This is a genomic window from Gluconacetobacter entanii, from assembly GCF_003206495.1.
In the GTDB taxonomy this organism is placed as follows: domain Bacteria; phylum Pseudomonadota; class Alphaproteobacteria; order Acetobacterales; family Acetobacteraceae; genus Novacetimonas; species Novacetimonas entanii.
Genome location: NZ_NKUF01000007.1, coordinates 1 through 18603, shown reverse-complemented (window position 1 = coordinate 18603; position 18603 = coordinate 1). Strand labels below are relative to the sequence as shown.

The 18603-nt window shown below is 62.1% G+C and carries 19 protein-coding genes and 1 pseudogene; 5 read left to right on the top strand and 15 right to left on the bottom strand.

Annotated features, from left to right (window positions below):
- Position 1: 1 nt before the first annotated feature.
- The 7 genes from trbJ to CFR72_RS04845 form a co-directional block, all read right to left on the bottom strand.
- On the bottom strand, positions 2-709 hold the full coding sequence (gene trbJ / locus CFR72_RS04875; protein ID WP_077814490.1) for a P-type conjugative transfer protein TrbJ: 708 nt from the start codon (positions 707-709) through the stop codon (positions 2-4).
- A gap of 23 nt (positions 710-732) precedes the next feature.
- Positions 733-3165 carry a conjugal transfer protein TrbE gene (gene trbE, locus CFR72_RS04870; RefSeq protein ID WP_110912913.1) on the bottom strand — a complete coding sequence of 811 codons (2433 nt, stop codon included), beginning with the start codon at positions 3163-3165 and terminating at the stop codon, positions 733-735.
- A gap of 12 nt (positions 3166-3177) precedes the next feature.
- A complete protein-coding gene (locus CFR72_RS04865) occupies positions 3178-3453 on the bottom strand; it encodes a VirB3 family type IV secretion system protein (RefSeq protein ID WP_110912912.1) in 276 nt (91 codons plus the stop codon).
- Positions 3453-3785 (bottom strand): TrbC/VirB2 family protein, encoded by a 333-nt coding sequence (locus CFR72_RS04860; protein ID WP_035444205.1) that lies wholly within the window; start codon positions 3783-3785, stop codon positions 3453-3455. The genes CFR72_RS04865 and CFR72_RS04860 overlap by 1 nt, the downstream gene beginning before the upstream one ends.
- Complete coding sequence (gene trbB, locus CFR72_RS04855) at positions 3782-4711, bottom strand: P-type conjugative transfer ATPase TrbB (RefSeq protein ID WP_031241578.1); 930 nt, start codon at positions 4709-4711, stop codon at positions 3782-3784. The genes CFR72_RS04860 and trbB overlap by 4 nt, the downstream gene beginning before the upstream one ends.
- Before the next feature lie 194 nt (positions 4712-4905).
- Entirely contained in the window at positions 4906-5352 is a 447-nt protein-coding gene (locus CFR72_RS04850; protein ID WP_110912911.1) for a CopG family transcriptional regulator, read from the bottom strand.
- 7 nt (positions 5353-5359) lie between these two features.
- Positions 5360-7351 (bottom strand): conjugal transfer protein TraG, encoded by a 1992-nt coding sequence (locus tag CFR72_RS04845; protein ID WP_110912910.1) that lies wholly within the window; start codon positions 7349-7351, stop codon positions 5360-5362.
- 1309 nt (positions 7352-8660) lie between these two features.
- Between CFR72_RS04845 and CFR72_RS04835 the strand changes: the two genes are divergently transcribed.
- The gene (locus tag CFR72_RS04835) at positions 8661-9077 is read left to right on the top strand and encodes a hypothetical protein (RefSeq protein ID WP_062497118.1); all 417 of its coding nucleotides are present in this window, start codon (positions 8661-8663) and stop codon (positions 9075-9077) included.
- Between the two features lie 132 nt (positions 9078-9209).
- Here CFR72_RS04835 and CFR72_RS04830 read toward each other — a convergent pair whose 3' ends face one another.
- The 6 genes and pseudogenes from CFR72_RS04830 to CFR72_RS04810 form a co-directional block, all read right to left on the bottom strand.
- Positions 9210-10289, bottom strand: a complete 1080-nt coding sequence (locus CFR72_RS04830) for an ArsO family NAD(P)H-dependent flavin-containing monooxygenase (protein ID WP_062497120.1) — start codon at positions 10287-10289, stop codon at positions 9210-9212.
- Positions 10290-10297: 8 nt separating this feature from the next.
- A complete protein-coding gene (arsH, locus tag CFR72_RS04825) occupies positions 10298-10996 on the bottom strand; it encodes an arsenical resistance protein ArsH (protein WP_110912971.1) in 699 nt (232 codons plus the stop codon).
- 23 nt (positions 10997-11019) lie between these two features.
- Complete coding sequence (locus tag CFR72_RS04820; protein ID WP_062497122.1) at positions 11020-12315, bottom strand: arsenic transporter; 1296 nt, start codon at positions 12313-12315, stop codon at positions 11020-11022.
- Entirely contained in the window at positions 12315-12752 is a 438-nt protein-coding gene (gene arsC, locus CFR72_RS17985; protein WP_231100611.1) for an arsenate reductase (glutaredoxin), read from the bottom strand. The genes CFR72_RS04820 and arsC overlap by 1 nt, the downstream gene beginning before the upstream one ends.
- Before the next feature lie 141 nt (positions 12753-12893).
- Positions 12894-13232: pseudogene (locus CFR72_RS17980) on the bottom strand (arsenate reductase ArsC); the annotation flags it as partial.
- Between the two features lie 8 nt (positions 13233-13240).
- The gene (locus tag CFR72_RS04810; RefSeq protein WP_062497124.1) at positions 13241-13582 is read right to left on the bottom strand and encodes an ArsR/SmtB family transcription factor; all 342 of its coding nucleotides are present in this window, start codon (positions 13580-13582) and stop codon (positions 13241-13243) included.
- 256 nt (positions 13583-13838) lie between these two features.
- On the opposite strand from CFR72_RS04810, the gene CFR72_RS04805 reads away from it, so the two are divergent.
- Entirely contained in the window at positions 13839-14021 is a 183-nt protein-coding gene (locus CFR72_RS04805; protein WP_062497126.1) for a hypothetical protein, read from the top strand.
- Here the strand turns inward: CFR72_RS04805 and CFR72_RS04800 are convergent.
- Complete coding sequence (locus CFR72_RS04800; protein ID WP_062497128.1) at positions 14010-14441, bottom strand: MerR family transcriptional regulator; 432 nt, start codon at positions 14439-14441, stop codon at positions 14010-14012. The genes CFR72_RS04805 and CFR72_RS04800 overlap by 12 nt on opposite strands.
- A gap of 69 nt (positions 14442-14510) precedes the next feature.
- Between CFR72_RS04800 and CFR72_RS04795 the strand changes: the two genes are divergently transcribed.
- Together CFR72_RS04795 and CFR72_RS04790 are read left to right on the top strand one after the other, a co-directional pair.
- Positions 14511-14873 carry a mercuric reductase gene (locus tag CFR72_RS04795; RefSeq protein ID WP_062497130.1) on the top strand — a complete coding sequence of 121 codons (363 nt, stop codon included), beginning with the start codon at positions 14511-14513 and terminating at the stop codon, positions 14871-14873.
- On the top strand, positions 14866-15090 hold the full coding sequence (locus tag CFR72_RS04790; RefSeq protein WP_081107315.1) for a GDCCVxC domain-containing (seleno)protein: 225 nt from the start codon (positions 14866-14868) through the stop codon (positions 15088-15090). Before CFR72_RS04795 ends, CFR72_RS04790 begins: the two co-directional genes overlap by 8 nt.
- 465 nt (positions 15091-15555) lie before the next feature.
- Here the strand turns inward: CFR72_RS04790 and CFR72_RS04785 are convergent, their stop codons facing one another.
- The gene (locus CFR72_RS04785) at positions 15556-17295 is read right to left on the bottom strand and encodes a relaxase/mobilization nuclease domain-containing protein (protein WP_110912908.1); all 1740 of its coding nucleotides are present in this window, start codon (positions 17293-17295) and stop codon (positions 15556-15558) included.
- A gap of 676 nt (positions 17296-17971) precedes the next feature.
- Between CFR72_RS04785 and CFR72_RS04775 the strand changes: the two genes are divergently transcribed.
- The coding region (locus CFR72_RS04775) for an IS110 family RNA-guided transposase (RefSeq protein ID WP_208629968.1) at positions 17972-18603 on the top strand (632 nt) is incomplete at its 3' end.

Genomic DNA, 18603 nt, shown 5'->3' with positions numbered 1-18603 from the left:
CTCAATATCCAGAACTTGGGATGGCGACGGCCTGGGGAACATAGGCGTCATACTGCGAGAAATGCTGATATTGGGCTTCCGCACCGGCCTCGTTCGCCGCCTGTCGCGCCCGTTCGAGGTCCGCGGCCCGGCCATTAGCCGCGAGTTCGGCCTGGATGTCGGAAAGCTGGCGAGACTGAAGCGCGAGAAGCTGGTTTCCCGCCTGTGCGGCCTGTAGCGCCCCGGCCGAACTCTGGCTCGCCGAGACCAGTTGCGTCATGGCCGAGCTGTCGCTCGGGATATTTCCTACCACCCGCGCCTGAAGCTTCAGGGCATCCTCGAACCCACCCACGGAATTCTGCCACCGCGTCTGCGCCTGACTGAACAGGGCGCTGTCTGACATGCCTGACGATAACGATGTGTATGACTGCTGGTACTGCTGCTCAACGGACTGGACGCTGTATGCGATATTCTGCGCCTGCGCGAGCAACGCCGTCGTCTGGGAAATCGTCGATTGCAGCGTCGACAGTGTCGAAAGCGGGAGGCTCGCCAGATTGCGACCCTGATTGACCAGCATCTGCGCCTGATTGGCCAGTGACGTGATCTGGTTGTCGATCTGCTGGAGCGTGCGCGCCGCGATCAGCACGTTCTCGACATGGTTCGCGCCATCATACACCGCCCATTGGGCATGGGCGGATTGAGAAGCAGAAACCGTAAAAGCAACGACCATAACGGCAGGAATCAGACGATATCTCACGGCACCTCCCCTTCCCGCAGAAGATCAGCCGCCCACATGACATCACGCGCCTCGAACCAGGCGGGCAGGAACCCAACCCGCCCGTGCTCCGCCAGCACCCGATCGATCAGCCTGTGGTCGTCCTTGCCGGAGGCCGCGCACAGCGCCAGGGCGACAGGGCCGAGCCCCAGTTCGAACAGCCGGTTCCCCCGCTGGGTCTGGCAGTAATATTCCCGCTTGGATGCCGCGCGGGCGATGATGGCGATCTGCCGGTCATTCAGCCCGAAGTCGCGATAGATGGCCGCGATCTGTGGCTCGATCGCCCGTTCGTTGGGCAGGAAGATCCGGGTCGGGCAGCTTTCCACCACGGCAGGCGCAATGCGGGAATTGGCGATATCGGACAGCGACTGGGTGGCGAAAATCACCGATGCGTTCTTCTTGCGCAGCGTCTTTAGCCACTCTCGGAGCTGGCCGGCAAAGTCCCCGTCATCCAGCACCAGCCAGCCTTCGTCGATGACCAGCAGCGTCGGCCTCCCGTCCAGTCGCCCTTCGATGCGGTGGAACAGGTACGACAGAACGAATGATGCCGCGCTGGAGCCGATCAGCCCTTCGGTCTCGAACACCACGACATCGGCGTCACCCAGACGTTCGGCGTCTGCATCGAGCAGGCGGCCATAAGGACCACCGAGGCAGTATGGGGCCAGAGCCTGCTTCAAAGCGTTGGATTGAAGCAGTGCTACCAGCCCGGACAATGTACGTTCCGGCACAGGCGACGATGCCAGGGAATTCAGCGCCGACCAGAGGTGAGACTTCACCTCGGGGGTCAGCGTTACCCCTTCACCGACAAGGATCTGCCCCAGCCATTCACTGGCCCATTTGCGCTCGTCGGGATCGTCAATCTGTGCCAGCGGCTGAAGGGAAACGGCGGAATGCCCATCGCCCTCGTCCGTCAGCCCGCCTCCAAGATCGTGCCAGTCCCCGTCCATCGCCATCGTCGCCGCACGCATGGACCCGCCGAAATCGAAGGCAAAAATCTGCGATCCCGCATAACGCCGGAACTGGAGCGCCATCAGCGCTAGCAGGACAGATTTGCCAGCTCCTGTCGGTCCTGCGATCAGCGTGTGGCCGACATCGCCGACATGGAGCGAGAAACGAAACGGTGTAGCGCCCGCCGTCCTGCCGTAGAAAAGAGGCGGGGCGTTGAAGTGGGTGTCGCGCTCCGGTCCAGCCCACACCGCTGACAGCGGAATCATATGCGCCAGGTTCAACGTCGAGACGGGTGGCTGGCGCACATTGGCATAGATATGGCCGGGAAGAGAGCCGAGCCATGCCTCCACGGCGTTGAGGCTTTCCGCCATGCAAGTGAAGTCGCGGCCCTGGATGATCTTTTCGACCAAACGGAGTTTTTCTGTAGCGATGGAAGCGGAACCATCCCAGACCGTTACCGTGGCGGTGATGTAGGCCTGCCCGACGTCATCAGCACCGAGGGACTGCAAGGCAAGGTCCGCATCCGCCGCCTTGTTGGCGGCGTCGTTATCCACCAGAACCGACGCCTCGTTGGTCATCACCTCCCGAACAATCGCCGTAATGCTCTTGCGCTTTGCGAACCACTGGCGACGGATTTTTATCAGCACTTTCGTCGCATCCGTCTTGTCCAGCAGGATCGCGCGGGTGGACCAGCGATAGGGCATCGCCAGCCGGTTCAGGTCATCCAGGATTCCGGGAAAGGTCCGCGACGGGAAACCGGTGATCGTCAGCGTTTTCAGGAAGGCATCGCCGAGTTTTGGCTCCAACCCGCCCGAAAGCGGCTGATCGACCAGCAGCGCGTCAAGATGCATAGGGATTTCCGGCACCCGGACACGCTGGTTCCGCGTCGAAATGGTCGAATGTAAATAGGTCAGCGTCTCACCGTCATTGAGCCAGGTGGCCTCGGGCATGAAACCGTCCAGCAACGCCAGCATCCGGTCGGAGCGATCCACGAACGCATGGAGCATGCCGTGTGGGTCCGGCCCTTCGCGCTCCCTGCCCTCGAACAGGAACCGGGCAGCGCGATCAGATGATTCCGCCGGTGGCAGCCAGACAAGGGTCAGAAAATACCGGCTCACGAAATGTGCGCCCTCATCCTCGAACTGCTCACGCCGTTCCAGATCGACCATGTGCGAGGCGGCATCCGGAAAATCGCTCTCGGGATAGAGTGTGGCCGGGACGCGCTGCGCCTCGACGAACACCGCCCATCCGGAGCCCAGACGGCGGAGATTACTGTTGAGCCGTGCGGTGACACCGACCAGTTCGGCGGGCGTGGCGCTGTCCATATCGGGGCCACGGATGCGCGCCGTGCGCTGGAAACTGCCGTCCTTGTTCAGGACCACACCCTTTTCGACCAGCGCGGCCCAGGGCAGGAAATCAGATAGAAGGGCACTGCGATTACGGTACTCGCCAAGGGACATCATGGCCGATCTCCCCTATGCCCGCAGCCAGGCGGGATAGCGGAGATGCCGCCGCCCGACCTCGATGAACAGCGGATCGCGTTTCGCGCCCCAGAGCGCCAGCCCGTGGCCGACGATCCAGAAGGCGGCCCCGATCAGCCAGAGACGCAGGCCGAGTGTTATGGCCGCCGCCAGCGTGCCATTGGCGATGGCCACGGCACGGGGAGCGCCACCCAACAGGATCGGGTCGGTCAGGGAGCGATGCACCGGGACATGAAAGCCCGGCACCGCGTCATCGTCGTATCCCGCCATCAGATCAGCGCCCCGCCCGAGAAGGAGAAGAACGACAGGAAGAAGCTGGACGCCGCAAAAGCGATCGACAGGCCGAAGACGATCTGGATCAGGCGGCGGAACCCACCCGATGTTTCCCCGAACGCCAGGGTCAGACCCGTGACCGTGATGATGATCACCGAGATAATCTTGGCGACCGGTCCCTGCACGGATTGCAGGATCTCGTTCAGGGGCGTTTCCCACGGCATGTCCGACCCGGACGCCAGGGCCGAGGAACACCATGCGACCGAAAGCAGCAACATGGCGGAAATGGCGGGCGCGTGCCGACGCACGCGGATTATGGCATGGGTCATTGGGAATCTCCCGAATTCTGGAAGGGATGAATGCGATAGGCGCCGGTGGCGGGATCGAGCCCGTCCACGGTGGCGAGTTCGGAGAGCCGGCGGGCATTGCCTCGCCCGGACAGGACAGCGATCACGTCGATGGTGTCCGCGATCATGGCGCGTGGCACCGTTACCACCGCTTCCTGGATCAGTTGTTCGAGACGGTAGAGAGCGGCGAGCACTGATCCCGCATGCAGCGTACCGATGCCGCCCGGATGGCCGGTGCCCCATGCCTTGACCAGATCAAGGGCTTCGGCACCACGCACCTCACCGATGGGAATACGGTCGGGACGCAGGCGCAGACCGGACCGGACGAGATCCGACAGCGTGATGACCCCTTCGCGGGTCCGCAGGGCAATGAGATTGGGCGCCATGCATTGCAACTCGCGCGTGTCCTCGATCAGGACGACGCGATCGCCGGTTTTCGCGACCTCGGCCAGCAGGGCGTTGACCAGCGTGGTCTTGCCCGTGGATGTGCCGCCTGCGACCAGGATGTTCTTCCGTTCCGAAACAGCGCGGCGCAGAGACACCGCCAGCCCTTCTGTCATGATCCCGGCGGCGACATAGTCATCGAGGGTGAACACCGCGACGGCGGGCTTGCGGATCGCGAAACTGGGGGCCGTCACCACGGGCGGCAGCAATCCCTCGAACCGTTCGCCGGTTGGCAACTCGGCCGAGACACGGGGCGCACCCTCATGCACCTCAGCCCCGACGTGGTGTGCAACCAGACGCACGATGCGCTCGGCGTCGGCAGGTGTGATGGTTTCGCCCGTGTTGGCCATGCCCTCTGACAGCCGATCGATCCACAGCCGCCCATCGGGATTAAGCATGACCTCGACCACAGAGGGATCGGCAAGGTGCCGGGCAATCGCCGGCCCCATCGCTGTGCGCAGCATGGACACGCCGCGCACTCTGGCCCCTTCATGGATGACGGAAACCGACATGACCTTCCCCCGTATGGGCCGCACGCGACGGACGAACAGCGACGGGGATCATTAAGAAAGGCTGGAAACAGCGCGTTTCAACAAGAATTCAGAGGTCGTAGAACGGCGGCGAAACACAGGGCAAAAATACTTGCGGGGTGCGGATTTTACGCCTCCGGTTCATCCCGTGCGCCGGGGTCCAAAACATCCTCCGGGATTTCCTGCTGGAGTCTTGGCCCCTGGGCCAGCCTACGGCCGAGGGCGGCGACAAAATTATCGTAGCGCACCCCGGCCTGCGCGCGCGCCGCCTTCGCGGCCGGTTCGGGCAGCGGCGGGGTCGTGGTCAGCCAGAAACGGATGAACAGCGCTAGTGTCTCCACCGTGATGCCGATATCGCGCTCCAGCCGCGCGAGACGTCGGTCCTGCCGGTCGAGGCGCTTCGATGTAGCAGCCTCGCGGCGCTCTTCCACGTCGGGCGAGAGGAAGGAAGCAACGGCGGCCTCGACGATCAGCGACATCGGCTGCGCGCGTCGCGCGGCATAGGCAGACAGGGTCTTCATCACATCGGGATCGAGATAGACGGAGATCTGGGCCTTCTTTTTCGGTATCGCCATGTCTGCCTCACAGTCCAAGCTCATCGCCACGGTCGAGCGACGCCTGCCGGGCGATGCCGCGCCTGAGATCGTTCATCCGGTTGTTGCGGGGCGCGATGTCGTCGAACTCATCGACCGGATCGGGCGTGAACTCGTTCTCCAACGGCTCCTTTTTCTCGACAGTGCCTTCGTCCAGTTCGGGCTGATGGCGTCGGGCGGACTGCTTCGGGTCTTCTTCCTCATCGTCCCCTGTCCGCGTTTCGGCCGCCGCATCGGGTGCCGGCGGCCTGGGCGGCAGGGGACGGCTACTCCAGTCGTCCGGGCACCCATCCTTCGGGGGCGTAGGCTTTGGCGGCGGCAGAATGCGTTCCTGGAAGCGCGCATCCTCGAAGTAACGGGCCTTCTTCGCACGGATCGGATAGAGGCCGGAGGTCATGACGATCTCATCCGCTGGCGGGAGCTGCATGACTTCTCCCGCCGTCAGCAGCGGGCGTGCCGTCTCCGAGCGCGAAACCATCAGATGGCCCAGCCAGGGCGAAAGACGGTGGCCCGCGTAGTTCTTCATCGCCTTCATCTCGGTGGCGGTCCCGAGCGCGTCGGAGACACGTTTTGCCGTCCGTTCGTCGTTGGTGGCGAAGCTCACCCGGACATGACAGTTGTCGAGGATCGAATTGTTCGGCCCGTAGGCCCGCTCGATCTGGTTGAGGGACTGGGCGATCAGGAAGCTCTTGATCCGGTAGCCCGCCATGAAGGCCAGCGCCGATTCAAAGAAATCCAGCCGCCCGAGGGCCGGGAATTCGTCGAGCATCAGCAGCACACGTCGCCGCCGCGCCGCGGCATCAAGGTCTTCCGTCAGGCGCCGGCCGATCTGGTTCAGCACCAGACGGATCAGTGGCTTGGTGCGTCTGATGTCCGACGGCGGCACGGTCAGGTAGAGCGTCACCGGGCGATCGGCGCCGACAATGTCGGCGATGCGCCATTCGCAGCGCCGCGTCACTTCCGCGACCACTGGATCGCGATAGAGGCCGAGGAAGGACATGGCGGTGGACAGCACACCCGAGCGCTCGTTGGGGGATTTGTTCAGCAACTCGCGCGCGGCCGAGGCCACGACGGGATGCGGACCGGCGTCACCGAGATGCTTCGTCCGCATCATCGCTGACAGCGTGGTGGCGATGGGGCGCTTCGGGTCCGACAGGAAATTGGCGACACCGGCCAGGGTCTTGTCGGGCTCGGCGTAGAGGACGTGCAGGATGGCGCCGACCAGCATGGAGTGCGAAGTCTTCTCCCAATGGTTGCGCTTCTCCAGGCTGCCCTCCGGGTCGACGAGGATATCGGCGACGTTCTGGGCATCACGGACTTCCCACTCCCCACGCCGGATCTCCAGCAACGGGTTGTAGGCCGCGGAGGCTGCATTGGTTGGATCGAACAGCACGACGTGGCCGAAACGGGCGCGGAATCCCGCCGTCAGTTCCCAGTTCTCACCCTTGATGTCGTGGACGATGGCCGAACCGGGCCAGGTCAGGAGCGTGGGGATGACCATGCCGACACCCTTGCCGCTGCGCGTTGGTGCAAAGGTCAGGACGTGCTCTGGCCCGTCATGCCGCAGGTAATCTCGACGATAGCGGCCTAGTACCACGCCGTCGGGGTCAAGCAAACCGGCCTGGGCGATCTCCTTGGCGTCAGCCCAACGGGCCGAGCCATATGTCTCGATCCGCTTCGCCTCGCGCGCCCGCCAGACCGAGAGGCCGATCGCAGTAAGCGCAGCCAGGATGCCGCCCGACGCGGCGATATAGGCACCCCGTGCGAAGACCTCCGGCGCATAGGCGTCATACGCATACCACCACCAGAAGAACGCGGGCGGCAAGTAGAATGGAAACCGCAGGATTATGAACCAGGGTCGCCCGAGTTCGGCCTGGAAGGCCAGCTTCCAAGCGATCCATTCGGTCGCAGCCCACATGGTCAGCAGGATGATCGCCAAGACGACGATGATCTGCCCCCAAAGAATCTTGGTGCCCGACATCGGGAGCCCTCCCTTTTAGAGGAGGAAGGAACGGCGGATTCCTGCGTTCAAGTGCTTTTAAGCGTTGTTCGCAGCCGGGCAAACCAGAGCGAAAAAATACTTGCGCTGTGCGGACAAGGTCCGCCCAGCCGATCCTGGGACACACCGGTAGCAGGCGATTCGGACATAGGGCTGAGCTTCAAAAGCACGGTGACGGCAATGACAATGAGGAATGGACGATCGGCAGCGCAGCCTGCCTTCGGATGGAAAATATGTGAAAAATCATAGTATTATTGCACAAAGAGACTTTTCATTTCTCTGGGAAAGAATAACAGAGTGCTGTGCCTTGTGAAGGCCGTGTTGGCCGGCGCCTGAAATGCTGCGACTTCATTAACCAATACTCTGTTGGTTTCCAAAATTCTTGTTGAATTGACGGATATACATCGCGAAGGTGCTGTGCGCACGTGTGCTTACGGAGGGTGACACGGGGATATCCCATGTGTTATTCTGAAATCGGCGTGTCGAAACGCTTTTTGCAACTGGGCGGCCTCCTATGTCGGGTGGCCTGCCGAATAGAACACCCGGACCTATGGTCCTGCGGTGAACAGCCTTGGCTGTTCTCAGCAGGGGAATAGGCAGGAGGTGGCTACGCCCAGTGCAAAACACCTTTCGACCCGCCCGACGCCAGGCGGGTAACGGGGAGTCACGCCCTCAATTCGCTTCCGTCGTCGTCATGTCGTGCGAGGCGGAGAGCGGATTGGCGATAGAAAAAGATGACGAAATTTCCAATGCGTGTTGTGCGTCAGACATGGCAGACGCCTTGATCCGTTCCTTCGGATGGAGTGGAGCGTGGAACAAAGCTCATGCGCATGTGTTGCGATGTGTTGAGGCGGGTCATAGAGACAGCGCGCAATTCTGGATGAATGTACGAAATATCGTGGATCACCTCACGACGTTGGGGCCGCAGGACCGTGACTTAATTCACTGAACGGTCATAGAAAGTATTCGGAGATGGACATCGATTCTGAGGATCAGATAGTCAAATTCTGGATAAAACAGCATCTTCGCGCGCGGTTTGGCAGCATTATCAATGAGGCCGTTCCTGATGCACTTCTATGTCTTCTTCATGGATCGAACGCGTGTACAGATTTTGAAATTACTGATGATCGGCCGGATCCTGACGGACCGACATCTACCGCACAGGAAGGTTAGTGTGGGATTCAAACGCCATGGTTGGCGACAACGGTGAAATGACATAGACAGAAGAGAACATCGGACATCATGCAGGTGAGGTCTTCGGCCTCTGTCTCTCCATGGGAAAGGACTGAAAATGCGCATCAGCGGCATATCTTCGATTATCGGCAATGCGACACAATCCTCATCAGGAGCCGCAACAGAAAAGACAGGAATTCTGCAATCTTCGTCCCTTGACTTCAGCAACATTTCCGCATCGAACCTGCAAGACGTGAATGCAGAACTTTATGATCAGGGGAAAATTACTCTCCGTCAAAGCGGTGAACTCTCACTACTGGACGGATGGGCACTCCAAGGCGTCAATGGCGGCCAGCTTCGCCAGTCATCCACCGGCAATCTCAATGCCTATTCCTTGCTTGATACAATGATCAACTATCAGGAAACGAACGGCATCGGCGATGTGAAAGATACGGTTGCGTCCCTCAAGGCATTGCGCAGCACTCTCGCAGAGTACGATACGAACAATCAGAATAAAACGACAGTCGTCGCGTGAGATTTCTTTATCCGCAGGGATATCGGATCGTGTGAAGTGCCTAAAGTTCGTGGTTGATAGCAAGTTCTATGCTGGCCGCTGCGCGCGGCAAACGGACGGTCGTAGTCGCGCCCCGGCAGCCGGAATATCCATTCAGTTCTTCGTTAATCGGACATCCTGTGTCGGCGACGCAAGCCAGGCCGCCAGTTGCCTGACCATAGATCGTGCGACGCGGCCTGCCCCCAGCAGGGTGGCGCATGCGGGGCCGCACCAGGATCCATAACCCAGCAGCCAGAGACGTGGCTCCCTGACGGCCTGCTGTCCGTTAACGCGAATCAGCCCGTCCGGCTCGATCACGTCGAGCGGCGCAAATGCGGAGAGCGCGGGTCGGAAGCCGGTACACCAGATGATCGCGTCGATGGCTTCTTCCCGCCCGTCGGGCCAGACGACGCCCGTTGCGGTCATACGTACAAACGGGCGCACCGCGTGGAGCACGCCTCGCTCCATGGCGGCGCGCACAGGTGGTACCATGACGATATCGCCAAAACCGCCGGCAGGCATGGCCGACGGGCCGCCGAGAACGCGAGCGGTCGCCCGCTCGAACAGAACCCGTCCATCCACGTCATCGGGCAAGAAGACGGGGTCATGCAGCGTGACCCATGTTGCCTGGGCGACAAGCGACATCTCCGCCAGGATCTGCGCCCCGGAATTGCCGCCTCCCACCACAAGCACACGCCGGCCAGCAAAGGGCGCGGCATTCCGGTAATGGCTGGAATGGAGTTGCGTCCCGCCAAAGAGGTCATGCCCAGCGACATCGGGAATGAAAGGGGCTGACCACGTACCGGTCGCCCCGATAACCGCACGGCTGAGGAAATCACCTGTGTTCGTCCGGACATTCAGGAGTTTTCCTTCCGCGCGCTCCACGCGATCGACCGATACGGGGCGGTGGATCGGCGGCGCATAGCGCGCCTCATACCGGTACAGATAGTCCAGCACCTCGTCGCGGGTGGGGTAGCTGCCATCGGGCGTGTCGGGCATCGGCCAGCCGGGCAGTGAACTGTAGGACGCGGGTGAAAACAGATGCAGGGAGTCCCAGCCGTGGACCCATGCCCCTCCCGCCTGCGTCCCGTTGTCCAGAATGACGTAGGTCAGCCCGGTCCGGCGCAGGAAATAGGACGCGGCGAGCGCTGCCTGACCGCCGCCCACGATCACGACATCGAACGGTTCCGCCATTGCCCGGCTCACAGACTTTCCGGGAGACGAAATTCCGCCTTGCGTTCACTGTAGCGATCCACGAGGTGGTCGGCCCGGTCGCGCAAAAGCCATGTGAACTTCACCAACTCTTCCATGACATCCACCATCCGGTCATAGAGGGGGGACGGCTTCATCCGGTCATCGTCACCGAACTGCGTATAGGCCATTGGCACGCTGGACTGGTTGGGGATGGTAAACATCCGCATCCACCGGCCCAGCACCCGCAGGGCATTGACGGAATTGAAGCTCTGCGATCCGCCCGAGACCTGCATGACCGCCAGCGTGCGGCCCTGCGTCGGGCGGATCGAGCCTTCGGTGAGGGGCAACCAGTCGATCTGGTTTTTGAATACTGCCGTCATGTTGCCGTGCCGTTCAGGGCTGCACCAGACCTGGCCTTCCGACCAGATTGAGAGGTCCCGCAGTTCCTGCACTTTCGGATGGGTCGCAGGCACGGAATCCGCTACCGGCAGGCCGGTCGGGTCGAACACCCGTGTCTCGGCCCCCAGCACCTTCAGGATGCGTTCTGCCTCAAGCACCAGCAACCGGCTGAAGGATCGGGGACGCAAAGAGCCGAAGAGCAGAAGGATACGCGGCGGATGGTCCACACGCGGTTGCGGTTCCAGCCGCGCGAGATCGACCCGTTCAAGATATTCGGGGTGGAGGGCCGGCAAGTCAGGTTCAGTCATTGTGATATCGGTCCATTCGTGCATTACAGGTGGCTGATCCAGGGCAGCCACAGGGCCAACGCCGCGAGCGTGACCAGCAGGACAGGCGGGGTGATCGCCAGTCCGACTTTCATATACTGCCCCCATGTGACCCGATGCTTCTTGGATGCCAGCACATGCAGCCATAGCAACGTGGCGAGACTGCCGATCGGGGTGAATTTGGGGCCGAGGTCACAGCCGATGACATTGGCATAGACCATCAGGTCGCGAGTCAGCGGTGTGATGTCGTGAGCCTGCTGGATCGCCAGCGCCCCCACCAGCACGCTCGGCATGTTGTTCATGACCGACGAGAGAAGGGCCGCCAGAAAGCCGGTGCCGATCGTGGCCGTGAATGTTCCCTGATGGCCGAGCCAGACCAGCGCGGTCGCGAGATAGTCAGTCAGCCCGGCATTGCGCAGGCCATACACCACCAGATACATGCCCAGCGAGAAGATCACGATCTGCCACGGCGCGCCGCGCAGCACTGTACGGACCGGAATGACGTGTCCCCGCCCGGCGACGATCAGGAGAGCCCCAGCCGCAAGACCTGCCACGATGCAGACTGGGATATGGAACGGGGCGGTCAGGAAATACGCGGCCAGGACCAGCGCCAGCAATGGGAACGCGGCGCGGAACACGGCATGATCCCGGATCGCCGTGGCCGGGGCGGGGAGTTCGGCCACGGGATAAGTCGCCGGTACCTGCCGCCGGTACCGCAGCCAAAGCACCGCCAGCGTCGCGCCCAGCGCCACCAGATCGACAGGGACCATGATCGCGGCATAGCGATCGAACGCAATGCCAAAGAAATTGGCGCTGACGATGTTCACCAGGTTGGAGATGACAAGCGGCAGGCTGGTGGTATCCGCGACGAAGCCAGTGGCGATAATAAAGGCCAGCGCCGCAGCAGGACTGAGGCGAAGCTGCGTGAGGATGGCGATGACAATGGGCGTGAGCAGCAAGGCCGCGCCGTCATTGGCGAACACAGCCGCAATGGCCGCTCCCAGCACCACGATCAGCGGGAATAGCGTCCGGCCTCGCCCCTTGCCCCAGCGCACGACGTGCAGGGCGGCCCAATGGAAGAACCCGGCCTCATCCAGCAACAGCGAGATGACGATCAGCGCGATAAAGGTGAAGGTCGCGTCCCAGACAATGTGCCAGACGACAGGAATGTCGTGCCAGTGGATCACGCCAGCCGCCAGGGCCACGGCGGCACCTGTCATGGCGCTCCAGCCGATGCCCAGCCCCCGAGGCTGCCAGATGACAAAAACCAGCGTGGCAACGAAAAGCAGAAGAGCCAGCATCAGGAGATCCGCTTTCCGGATTCATCGACGATCTTCTCGCCGTCCTCTTTGACGAAAGCGCCTCGCTGCGGGTTGGGCAGGATGTCCAGTACCGCCTCGGACGGACGGCAGAGCGCAACACCGAGCGGGGTGACGACGATCGGCCGGTTCATCAGGATTGGATGCGCCATCATGGCGTCGATCAGGTCGTCATCGGTCAGGGATGGATTGTCGAGGCCAAGCGCATCATAGGGCGTGCCCTTGCGCCGCAGGAGATCGCGAACCGAGATTCCCATGCGCGTGATGAGACTGACCAGTTCGGCGCGCGATGGCGGAGTTTTGAGGTATTCGATGATGGTCGGCTCGATCCCCGCATTGCGGATCAGGGCAAGTGTATTGCGCGATGTACCGCAATCCGGGTTGTGATAGATCGTAACGCCGGTTGTCTCGGTGCCAATGTCGCGCAATTTCGTCACCAGACTGGCAGTCTCAAGCTTGGCGATCGGCAACGCGACAAGCAGGGAAATACGATTCTTCAGACCCTTGAACGCCGAGACGAACGCGCGTTCCCGGTCGGCATCGGTTCCCGAAACACTACTCGGATCGGGAATGCCCCAATGGGCCGTGATGGGTTTTCCTGGCCATACCTGACAGACTTCTCCTGCGGCGTCATCGCAGACGGTAAAAACGAAATCCATAACGGGAGCGTTCGCAACAGCGAACTCATCCCAGGGCTTGGAACGCAGCCCCTCGGTCGGGTAGTCGAAGCTCGTCAGTACTTTCAAGGCGAGAGGATTGACCTGCCCCTTGGGATGGCTTCCGGCGGAGAAGACTCTGAAATGGCCGGCACCATCCTTGCGCAGGATGCTCTCGGCCAAGATTGAACGTGCGGAATTACCCGTACACAGAAACAAGACATTGAAGACGCGATCGGTCATTGGGGGGCTCACTCGGATGGGCAGCAGGAGGACAGTTCTGCAACCAGTGGCTCACAGAGTTCGGGGCTTCGCCCGCAGCAGTCCTTGACGAGAAACAGCATCAGTTCCCGCAGGCGCGGCAGGCAGGCACGATAGACAATCACACGGCTATGGCGCTGCGAGGTCAGCAGGCCAGCCCGCGTCAGGGTGGCGAGATGGGCCGAGATCGTGTTCTGCGGGACATTGAGATGCCGCGCGACGTCTCCGGCCGGCAGCCCGTCCGGTTCGTGGCGCACCAGCAGGCGGAAGATTTCCAGTCGCGTGGATTGCGACAGTGCGCTCAGGGCTGATAGGCTCGATTCGGTATCCATATATCCTTACTCACGGATATATGGAATATTGTCAAACCCCTTTCGCCCGATGGACCGTTCCTGTCGCCGGATTGCTCAGCGTCATTGCCGATTTCCGACTGGCTGCTTTCCCGACATCGGCCATTCATCATTCTCTATTCCACTGATGGCGGGCCGGCGGGACCGCGCATCACACGGACGCTCGACGATGCCGCCGTCAAGCTTGGGCCTTTGCCTGCCATGATCGCCGATCGGGTGCGTCGCTGCACCCGCCGCGTTGATCGGTGCGTCCAACGTTTTCGGGCTGGCCGTCGCTGCCGCGATCAGCCTGTTCGGCCTGGGCTCGGGCGCTGCGCTCGCGATCGTCGTGGGTGTGCTCGTCGAGGTCCCGGTTATGCTTTCGGTCGTTGGACTCGTGAAGCGCACGCGACTCTGGTATGAGGTGCGTTCAGCCGTCTGAGGGTGCGGCTGACGGGGTCACCTCGGCGAGGGTTTCGAGCAGCGGGCAGCCGCTATTGTCGCCGCGTTCGCAGGCCTGCACCGCCCTCGTCAGCACGCTCGCCATCCGTTCGAGGTCGGCAAGCTTCGAGCGCACTTCTGCCAGATGGTCCTTTGCCAGATCGTGCGCTTGCTGGCACGACTGCGCGCCACCCTCAGCCAGCGTCAAAAACGTCCGGATCGCCTCGATCGAGAAGCCGAGTTCACGGGCTCGGCGAACGAAGCTCAGACGGCGCACGTCGCCTGCACCGTAATGGCGATAACGCCCGCGTCGGATCGGGACAGGAAGCACGCCGATCCGCTCATAATAGCGGATCGTCTCGATGTTGCAGCCCGTTTGGCGTGAGAGTTCGCCGATCGGTATCGTTTCTGAAGCCGGCATGAAGATTCCGCTTGAGTCTGTAGTTGCTACAGATGGTATCGCTCGGTTCGGTCACGCACAAGGATTCGTATGTCGCAACCTCTTCAACCCCGCCCCAAGGGTATCGGTGCCGCCTCCCTCACACTCGGCGGGATTGCGGCGGCATTCGCCGTCGCCTCGTGTTGCGCGCTCCCGATCCTGCTCACGTCAGCCGGACTCGGCGTCGCCTGGCTTTCCGGCATCGCGGTCGCAACTGCGCCCTTCCGCACGCCGCTTCTGATCGTCGGCGCGCTGTTCCTCCTGTTCGGTGCGGTCTTGCTCGGGCGGCAGCAGGTTGCGGCATCGCGTTGCGGACCGGACGGTGTCTGCACGCCGCCGGCGGTCCGGATATTCACCTTTGCTGGCCTGCTGGTCGGCGTCGTGCTGCTCTATCTTGGCTACCGTTATGCCTGACGCCGCGATCGAACTGCGCTCCACGCTCACCTGTCCACATTGTGGGCATCAGGCGACCGAGACCATGCCGACCAATGCGTGCCAGTTCTTCTACGACTGCAAGGGTTGCGGTATGGTGCTCAAGCCCAAGCCGGGCGATTGCTGCGTATTTTGTTCCTATGGAACCGTGTCGTGTCCGCCGGTCCAGGCCGACGGCAAGGATAGCTGCTGCCGTTGATTGGCAAGCCACCGCAAATCAGCGGCGTAGCACCTCAACCGCAATCAGCTTGATCCTGGGCCACAACAACGTCAGCCAGCACCATCATCGCGGTCGCGATGCCCAAGCGGAGTTATTATCGCTGGATCGAGCGTGGCGTGCTCGACGGTTGTCTGGCGACCCTGATCGGGGAAGTGGCCCGCCACAGCGCGCTGCAAGCCCGGCTTCGTCACGCTGCTCCATTCCATTTCGCCCCTGCGGGTGCAGCCCGCCGCTTCTGCGGGCCTCTCGGCTCGCTCTCGTCGCCCACCCCCGCCTCGCGGGAGGTTCATGGGGCTTTTTGGGCAGGGCCGGTGGCAGCGATGATTTTTTCTTCCGACCGCCGTTTGGGACTGGACTGTCAGGATATGTCGCCAGCAACTTCCTGTCCCTCGGCGCGTCTATCTTCAATCCAGGGGAATTTAACTGTCCTTATCGCTACGACGACTACAGTCCGAGCCCCCGGTTCCGGGTGAAGCTCCAGTCGATCCCGCCATCGTCGCGTGCGACGCCGTAGACGTGCTGGCCCCGCTGCTTCTCCAGCGACGGAGTCCATGGTACAAGCTGGAACTGGAGCCCATCATCGATCATCGCATAGCGGCCGGAGGCCAACGTCATGCGTTGACGATACGTGCCGGTGACATACTCACCCGAGGCCGACTGGCTGAACGCCCGGCCTGTCTCGCCGGCGAGCTGCTCTCCGACTTCCCGGACCTCGCGGTCCCTGAGTTTCCCGATCAGGTTGCGCGCAAGGACCACCCCCTGCGTCCGACGTTCGGCAAGACCCTGCTCAATCAGTTGCTCGGTCCGCCGCTCCATCGCCTCGCGCACTTCGGCACCGAAGCCACTCTGGCCTAGCGCCGCGGGATCGCGCGCCACTGCTTGCCGGTCGAGCCAGGTGGCCCCTCGCGCCGTCACCTGATCCTCAATCGACAGGTCAGAACGAACAGCCAGAGCAACGCGACGCTGCCCTTTCCTGTCATCGAAGGCGCGAAGCTCCACAACCGATCCCATGCTGCCATCACCGGTCGCATCGAGATCGGGAAAGCGGATATGATGCGTGCGGCCATCCACCCCGTCGATGACGGCGTAGGCAGTGCCTTTCAGTTCATCGTCCAGCCCGCGATCGACCAGCCTGCCGATGACGGGAACATCAAGGCTTTCACCCCCAAGCACATAGCTCGACGCGCTCCGCTCGATGCCGCGCTCGGTCAGGGAGCGGTGGATACGCTTGATGATGTCGCCGCGCTCCCCGAGTTCGCGGAGCGTCACCTCGGCGGATTCATCCAGCATCCATTGTCCCTGACCGACCTGATGGGCGAGGCCAAGCCCTTCCAGGCTGCGCAGGCGCCCGACCTTCAGGGCCTCGAACGGATCAGGCTGCCGATCCGGCGCTGGCGCCATGTCGATGATGCCGTTGCGGCCCGCGTCGCGGGCAAGTTGCCGGTCAAGCTGGGTCCAGTGCTCGGCATCGACCTGGCGTTCGAGTGCGCGGTGAATTTCGACGTCATTGCGCGGCCCGAGTTCCTGCGTCACCAGATCCTGGGCGCGGGCGCGCAGGCCCTCGCGGATGTAATCGCGGGAGATCACGAGATCGCTGCCATCTTCGGCCACGCCGCGCACGAGGATATGGACATGGGGGTGCTGGGTGTTCCAGTGGTCCACCCCCACCCAGTCCAGTTTTGTGCCGAGGTCTTTCTCCATCTGCCCGACCAGCTCGCGGGCATAGCCCTTGAGGTCGGCCATGTCGGGCGCGTCCTCGGGTGAGACGATGAAACGGAAATGGTGACGGTCGTCCTCGCAGCGCTCGGCGAACGCCTTCGGGTCAGCATCGTCGATGCCAGGACCGAAGAGCCGCGCCTTTTCGCCGTCCTTCGTGACCCATTCCCGGCGCAGGTAACGCAGATGGGCGGCGAGTGGCGCCTTGCGCCCGCTGTGGCGCACGACACGGGCCTTGACGGTCACGCGGCGGGCACGGCTGGTCAGCAGACGATTGGCCCTGGCTGCTGCGACGCGGCCACGCCCGAAGGACGAGCGGGAACCGCCGCCGCTGCGGCCCGATCGGAACCCACCGCCTCCGGCACGCTGGGCCGAGGCGAGGGCCTGGGCGACGAAGGGCTTGAGCCGCTGGGCGCGCGGCGAGCGGATGCGGCCCAGACGGGGCTGGAAATCATTCTCGCGGGCCATTGGCGCCCCGAATGTGCGAAAAAGGCCGGTGCAACAAGGAAAAGTAGGGTCGGAAAACATTGGAGGAGAGAGAGAAACATTGTGTAGGAAAGGTAAAAACGCTGGAAAACCAACACCCCAACCGAGGCGCAATGTGCGCCCTTTTATCTCGCCTCTTCTTTGCCCAGACCCAGTGCGCCCCCTGATCCCTGCTACGATCCCTCATGAGAAACGCTGGACCACGCCAGACCACGATGATGCGCTGACCTGCGACCGGCTGCGAATGGGCGGTAAGCAGAGGCGGATTCGGCATGGTCATGGTGCCGGCTCCCTGTCAGAAACCGTCACGAACAGGCCAGCGGAGTGCGGTGCAATAGGCGACAGATCGCGTGCGGTGATGTTGGCAGACGCATCGTTCGCGAGTGCGATAAAGATCGGCGCGCGCCTCCATGCCAGGGGATCGGGATGCACCGCCAGAAGCGGTATTGTGTCACCGTTCTGGCCGAGAAGAGGCAGAAGACCGGCGACATAGGCGAGTGTTTCGGGCGGCAACGGGCGATGCCGATCGCGGAAGTCCTCGTAGCGTCCCGGTCCGGCATTATAGGCTGCGAGATGGGGTGGTTGCCGTCCTCCCCGCACGGCATCGCAATGTGCCAGAATGGTCGTTGGAAGAAACGACTGCGCGAAAGGACGGCAGATGAAGGATACAGTGATAGGCGTTGATCTGGCAAAGAACATTTTCCAGGTTCATGGAGCTTCGCGTGCGGGCGAGGTGATGTTTCGCAAAAAGCTGCGTCGTCAGCAGTTTATGCAGTTCATGGCCACGCAGCCGCCTGCTCTGGTCGTTCTTGAAGCGTGCGGGAGCGCGCATTACTGGGCTCGCGAACTGGCAGGAGCTGGTCACGAGGTCAGACTGATCGCTCCGCAGTATGTGAAGCCTTTCGTGAAGCGCCAGAAGAACGATGCTGCTGATGCGGAAGCGATCGTCATTGCGGCCCGTCAGCCGGAAATGCGCTTTGTCGAACCACGCACTGAAGCGCAGCAGGCGCGTGGCGTTCTTTTCCGGGCCCGGCAGCGTCTGGTGCACCAGCGCACGGAACTGGTGAATGCCCTGCGTGCCGTTCTGTATGAATTCGGTCTCGTCGTGCCACAGGGGATTGCGCATATCAGACACATTGAAGCCATGCTGGATGAGGCGGTTCTGCCAGAGGCTGTGAAGCAGGAATGCCTTGATCTGCTGCGACAGATTTCGGAGCAGAGTGTGCGGATTGATGTCAGAACAAAGAAGATCAGGATGCTTGCCCAGGAAAGTGAAAACACCTGCAGATT

Bases quoted from the DNA above. Each gene is read 5' to 3' on its own strand.
- CFR72_RS04820 (WP_062497122.1), bottom strand. From the start codon at position 12,315: ATGCTGGCTCTTCTGCTTTTCGTTGCCACGCTGGTTTTTGTCATCTGG.
- CFR72_RS04795 (WP_062497130.1), top strand. From the start codon at position 14,511: ATGTCGCAACCTCTTCAACCCCGCCCCAAGGGTATCGGTGCCGCCTCC.
- trbJ (WP_077814490.1), bottom strand. From the start codon at position 709: ATGGTCGTTGCTTTTACGGTTTCTGCTTCTCAATCCGCCCATGCCCAA.
- arsH (WP_110912971.1), bottom strand. From the start codon at position 10,996: ATGACTGAACCTGACTTGCCGGCCCTCCACCCCGAATATCTTGAACGG.
- trbE (WP_110912913.1), bottom strand. From the start codon at position 3,165: ATGATGTCCCTTGGCGAGTACCGTAATCGCAGTGCCCTTCTATCTGAT.
- CFR72_RS04850 (WP_110912911.1), bottom strand. From the start codon at position 5,352: ATGGCGATACCGAAAAAGAAGGCCCAGATCTCCGTCTATCTCGATCCC.
- CFR72_RS04790 (WP_081107315.1), top strand. From the start codon at position 14,866: ATGCCTGACGCCGCGATCGAACTGCGCTCCACGCTCACCTGTCCACAT.
- CFR72_RS04785 (WP_110912908.1), bottom strand. From the start codon at position 17,295: ATGGCCCGCGAGAATGATTTCCAGCCCCGTCTGGGCCGCATCCGCTCG.
- CFR72_RS04800 (WP_062497128.1), bottom strand. From the start codon at position 14,441: ATGCCGGCTTCAGAAACGATACCGATCGGCGAACTCTCACGCCAAACG.
- trbB (WP_031241578.1), bottom strand. From the start codon at position 4,711: ATGCTGCGCACAGCGATGGGGCCGGCGATTGCCCGGCACCTTGCCGAT.
- CFR72_RS04860 (WP_035444205.1), bottom strand. From the start codon at position 3,785: ATGACCCATGCCATAATCCGCGTGCGTCGGCACGCGCCCGCCATTTCC.
- CFR72_RS04845 (WP_110912910.1), bottom strand. From the start codon at position 7,351: ATGTCGGGCACCAAGATTCTTTGGGGGCAGATCATCGTCGTCTTGGCG.
- CFR72_RS04835 (WP_062497118.1), top strand. From the start codon at position 8,661: ATGCGCATCAGCGGCATATCTTCGATTATCGGCAATGCGACACAATCC.
- CFR72_RS04830 (WP_062497120.1), bottom strand. From the start codon at position 10,289: ATGGCGGAACCGTTCGATGTCGTGATCGTGGGCGGCGGTCAGGCAGCG.
- CFR72_RS04810 (WP_062497124.1), bottom strand. From the start codon at position 13,582: ATGGATACCGAATCGAGCCTATCAGCCCTGAGCGCACTGTCGCAATCC.
- CFR72_RS04865 (WP_110912912.1), bottom strand. From the start codon at position 3,453: ATGGCGGGATACGACGATGACGCGGTGCCGGGCTTTCATGTCCCGGTG.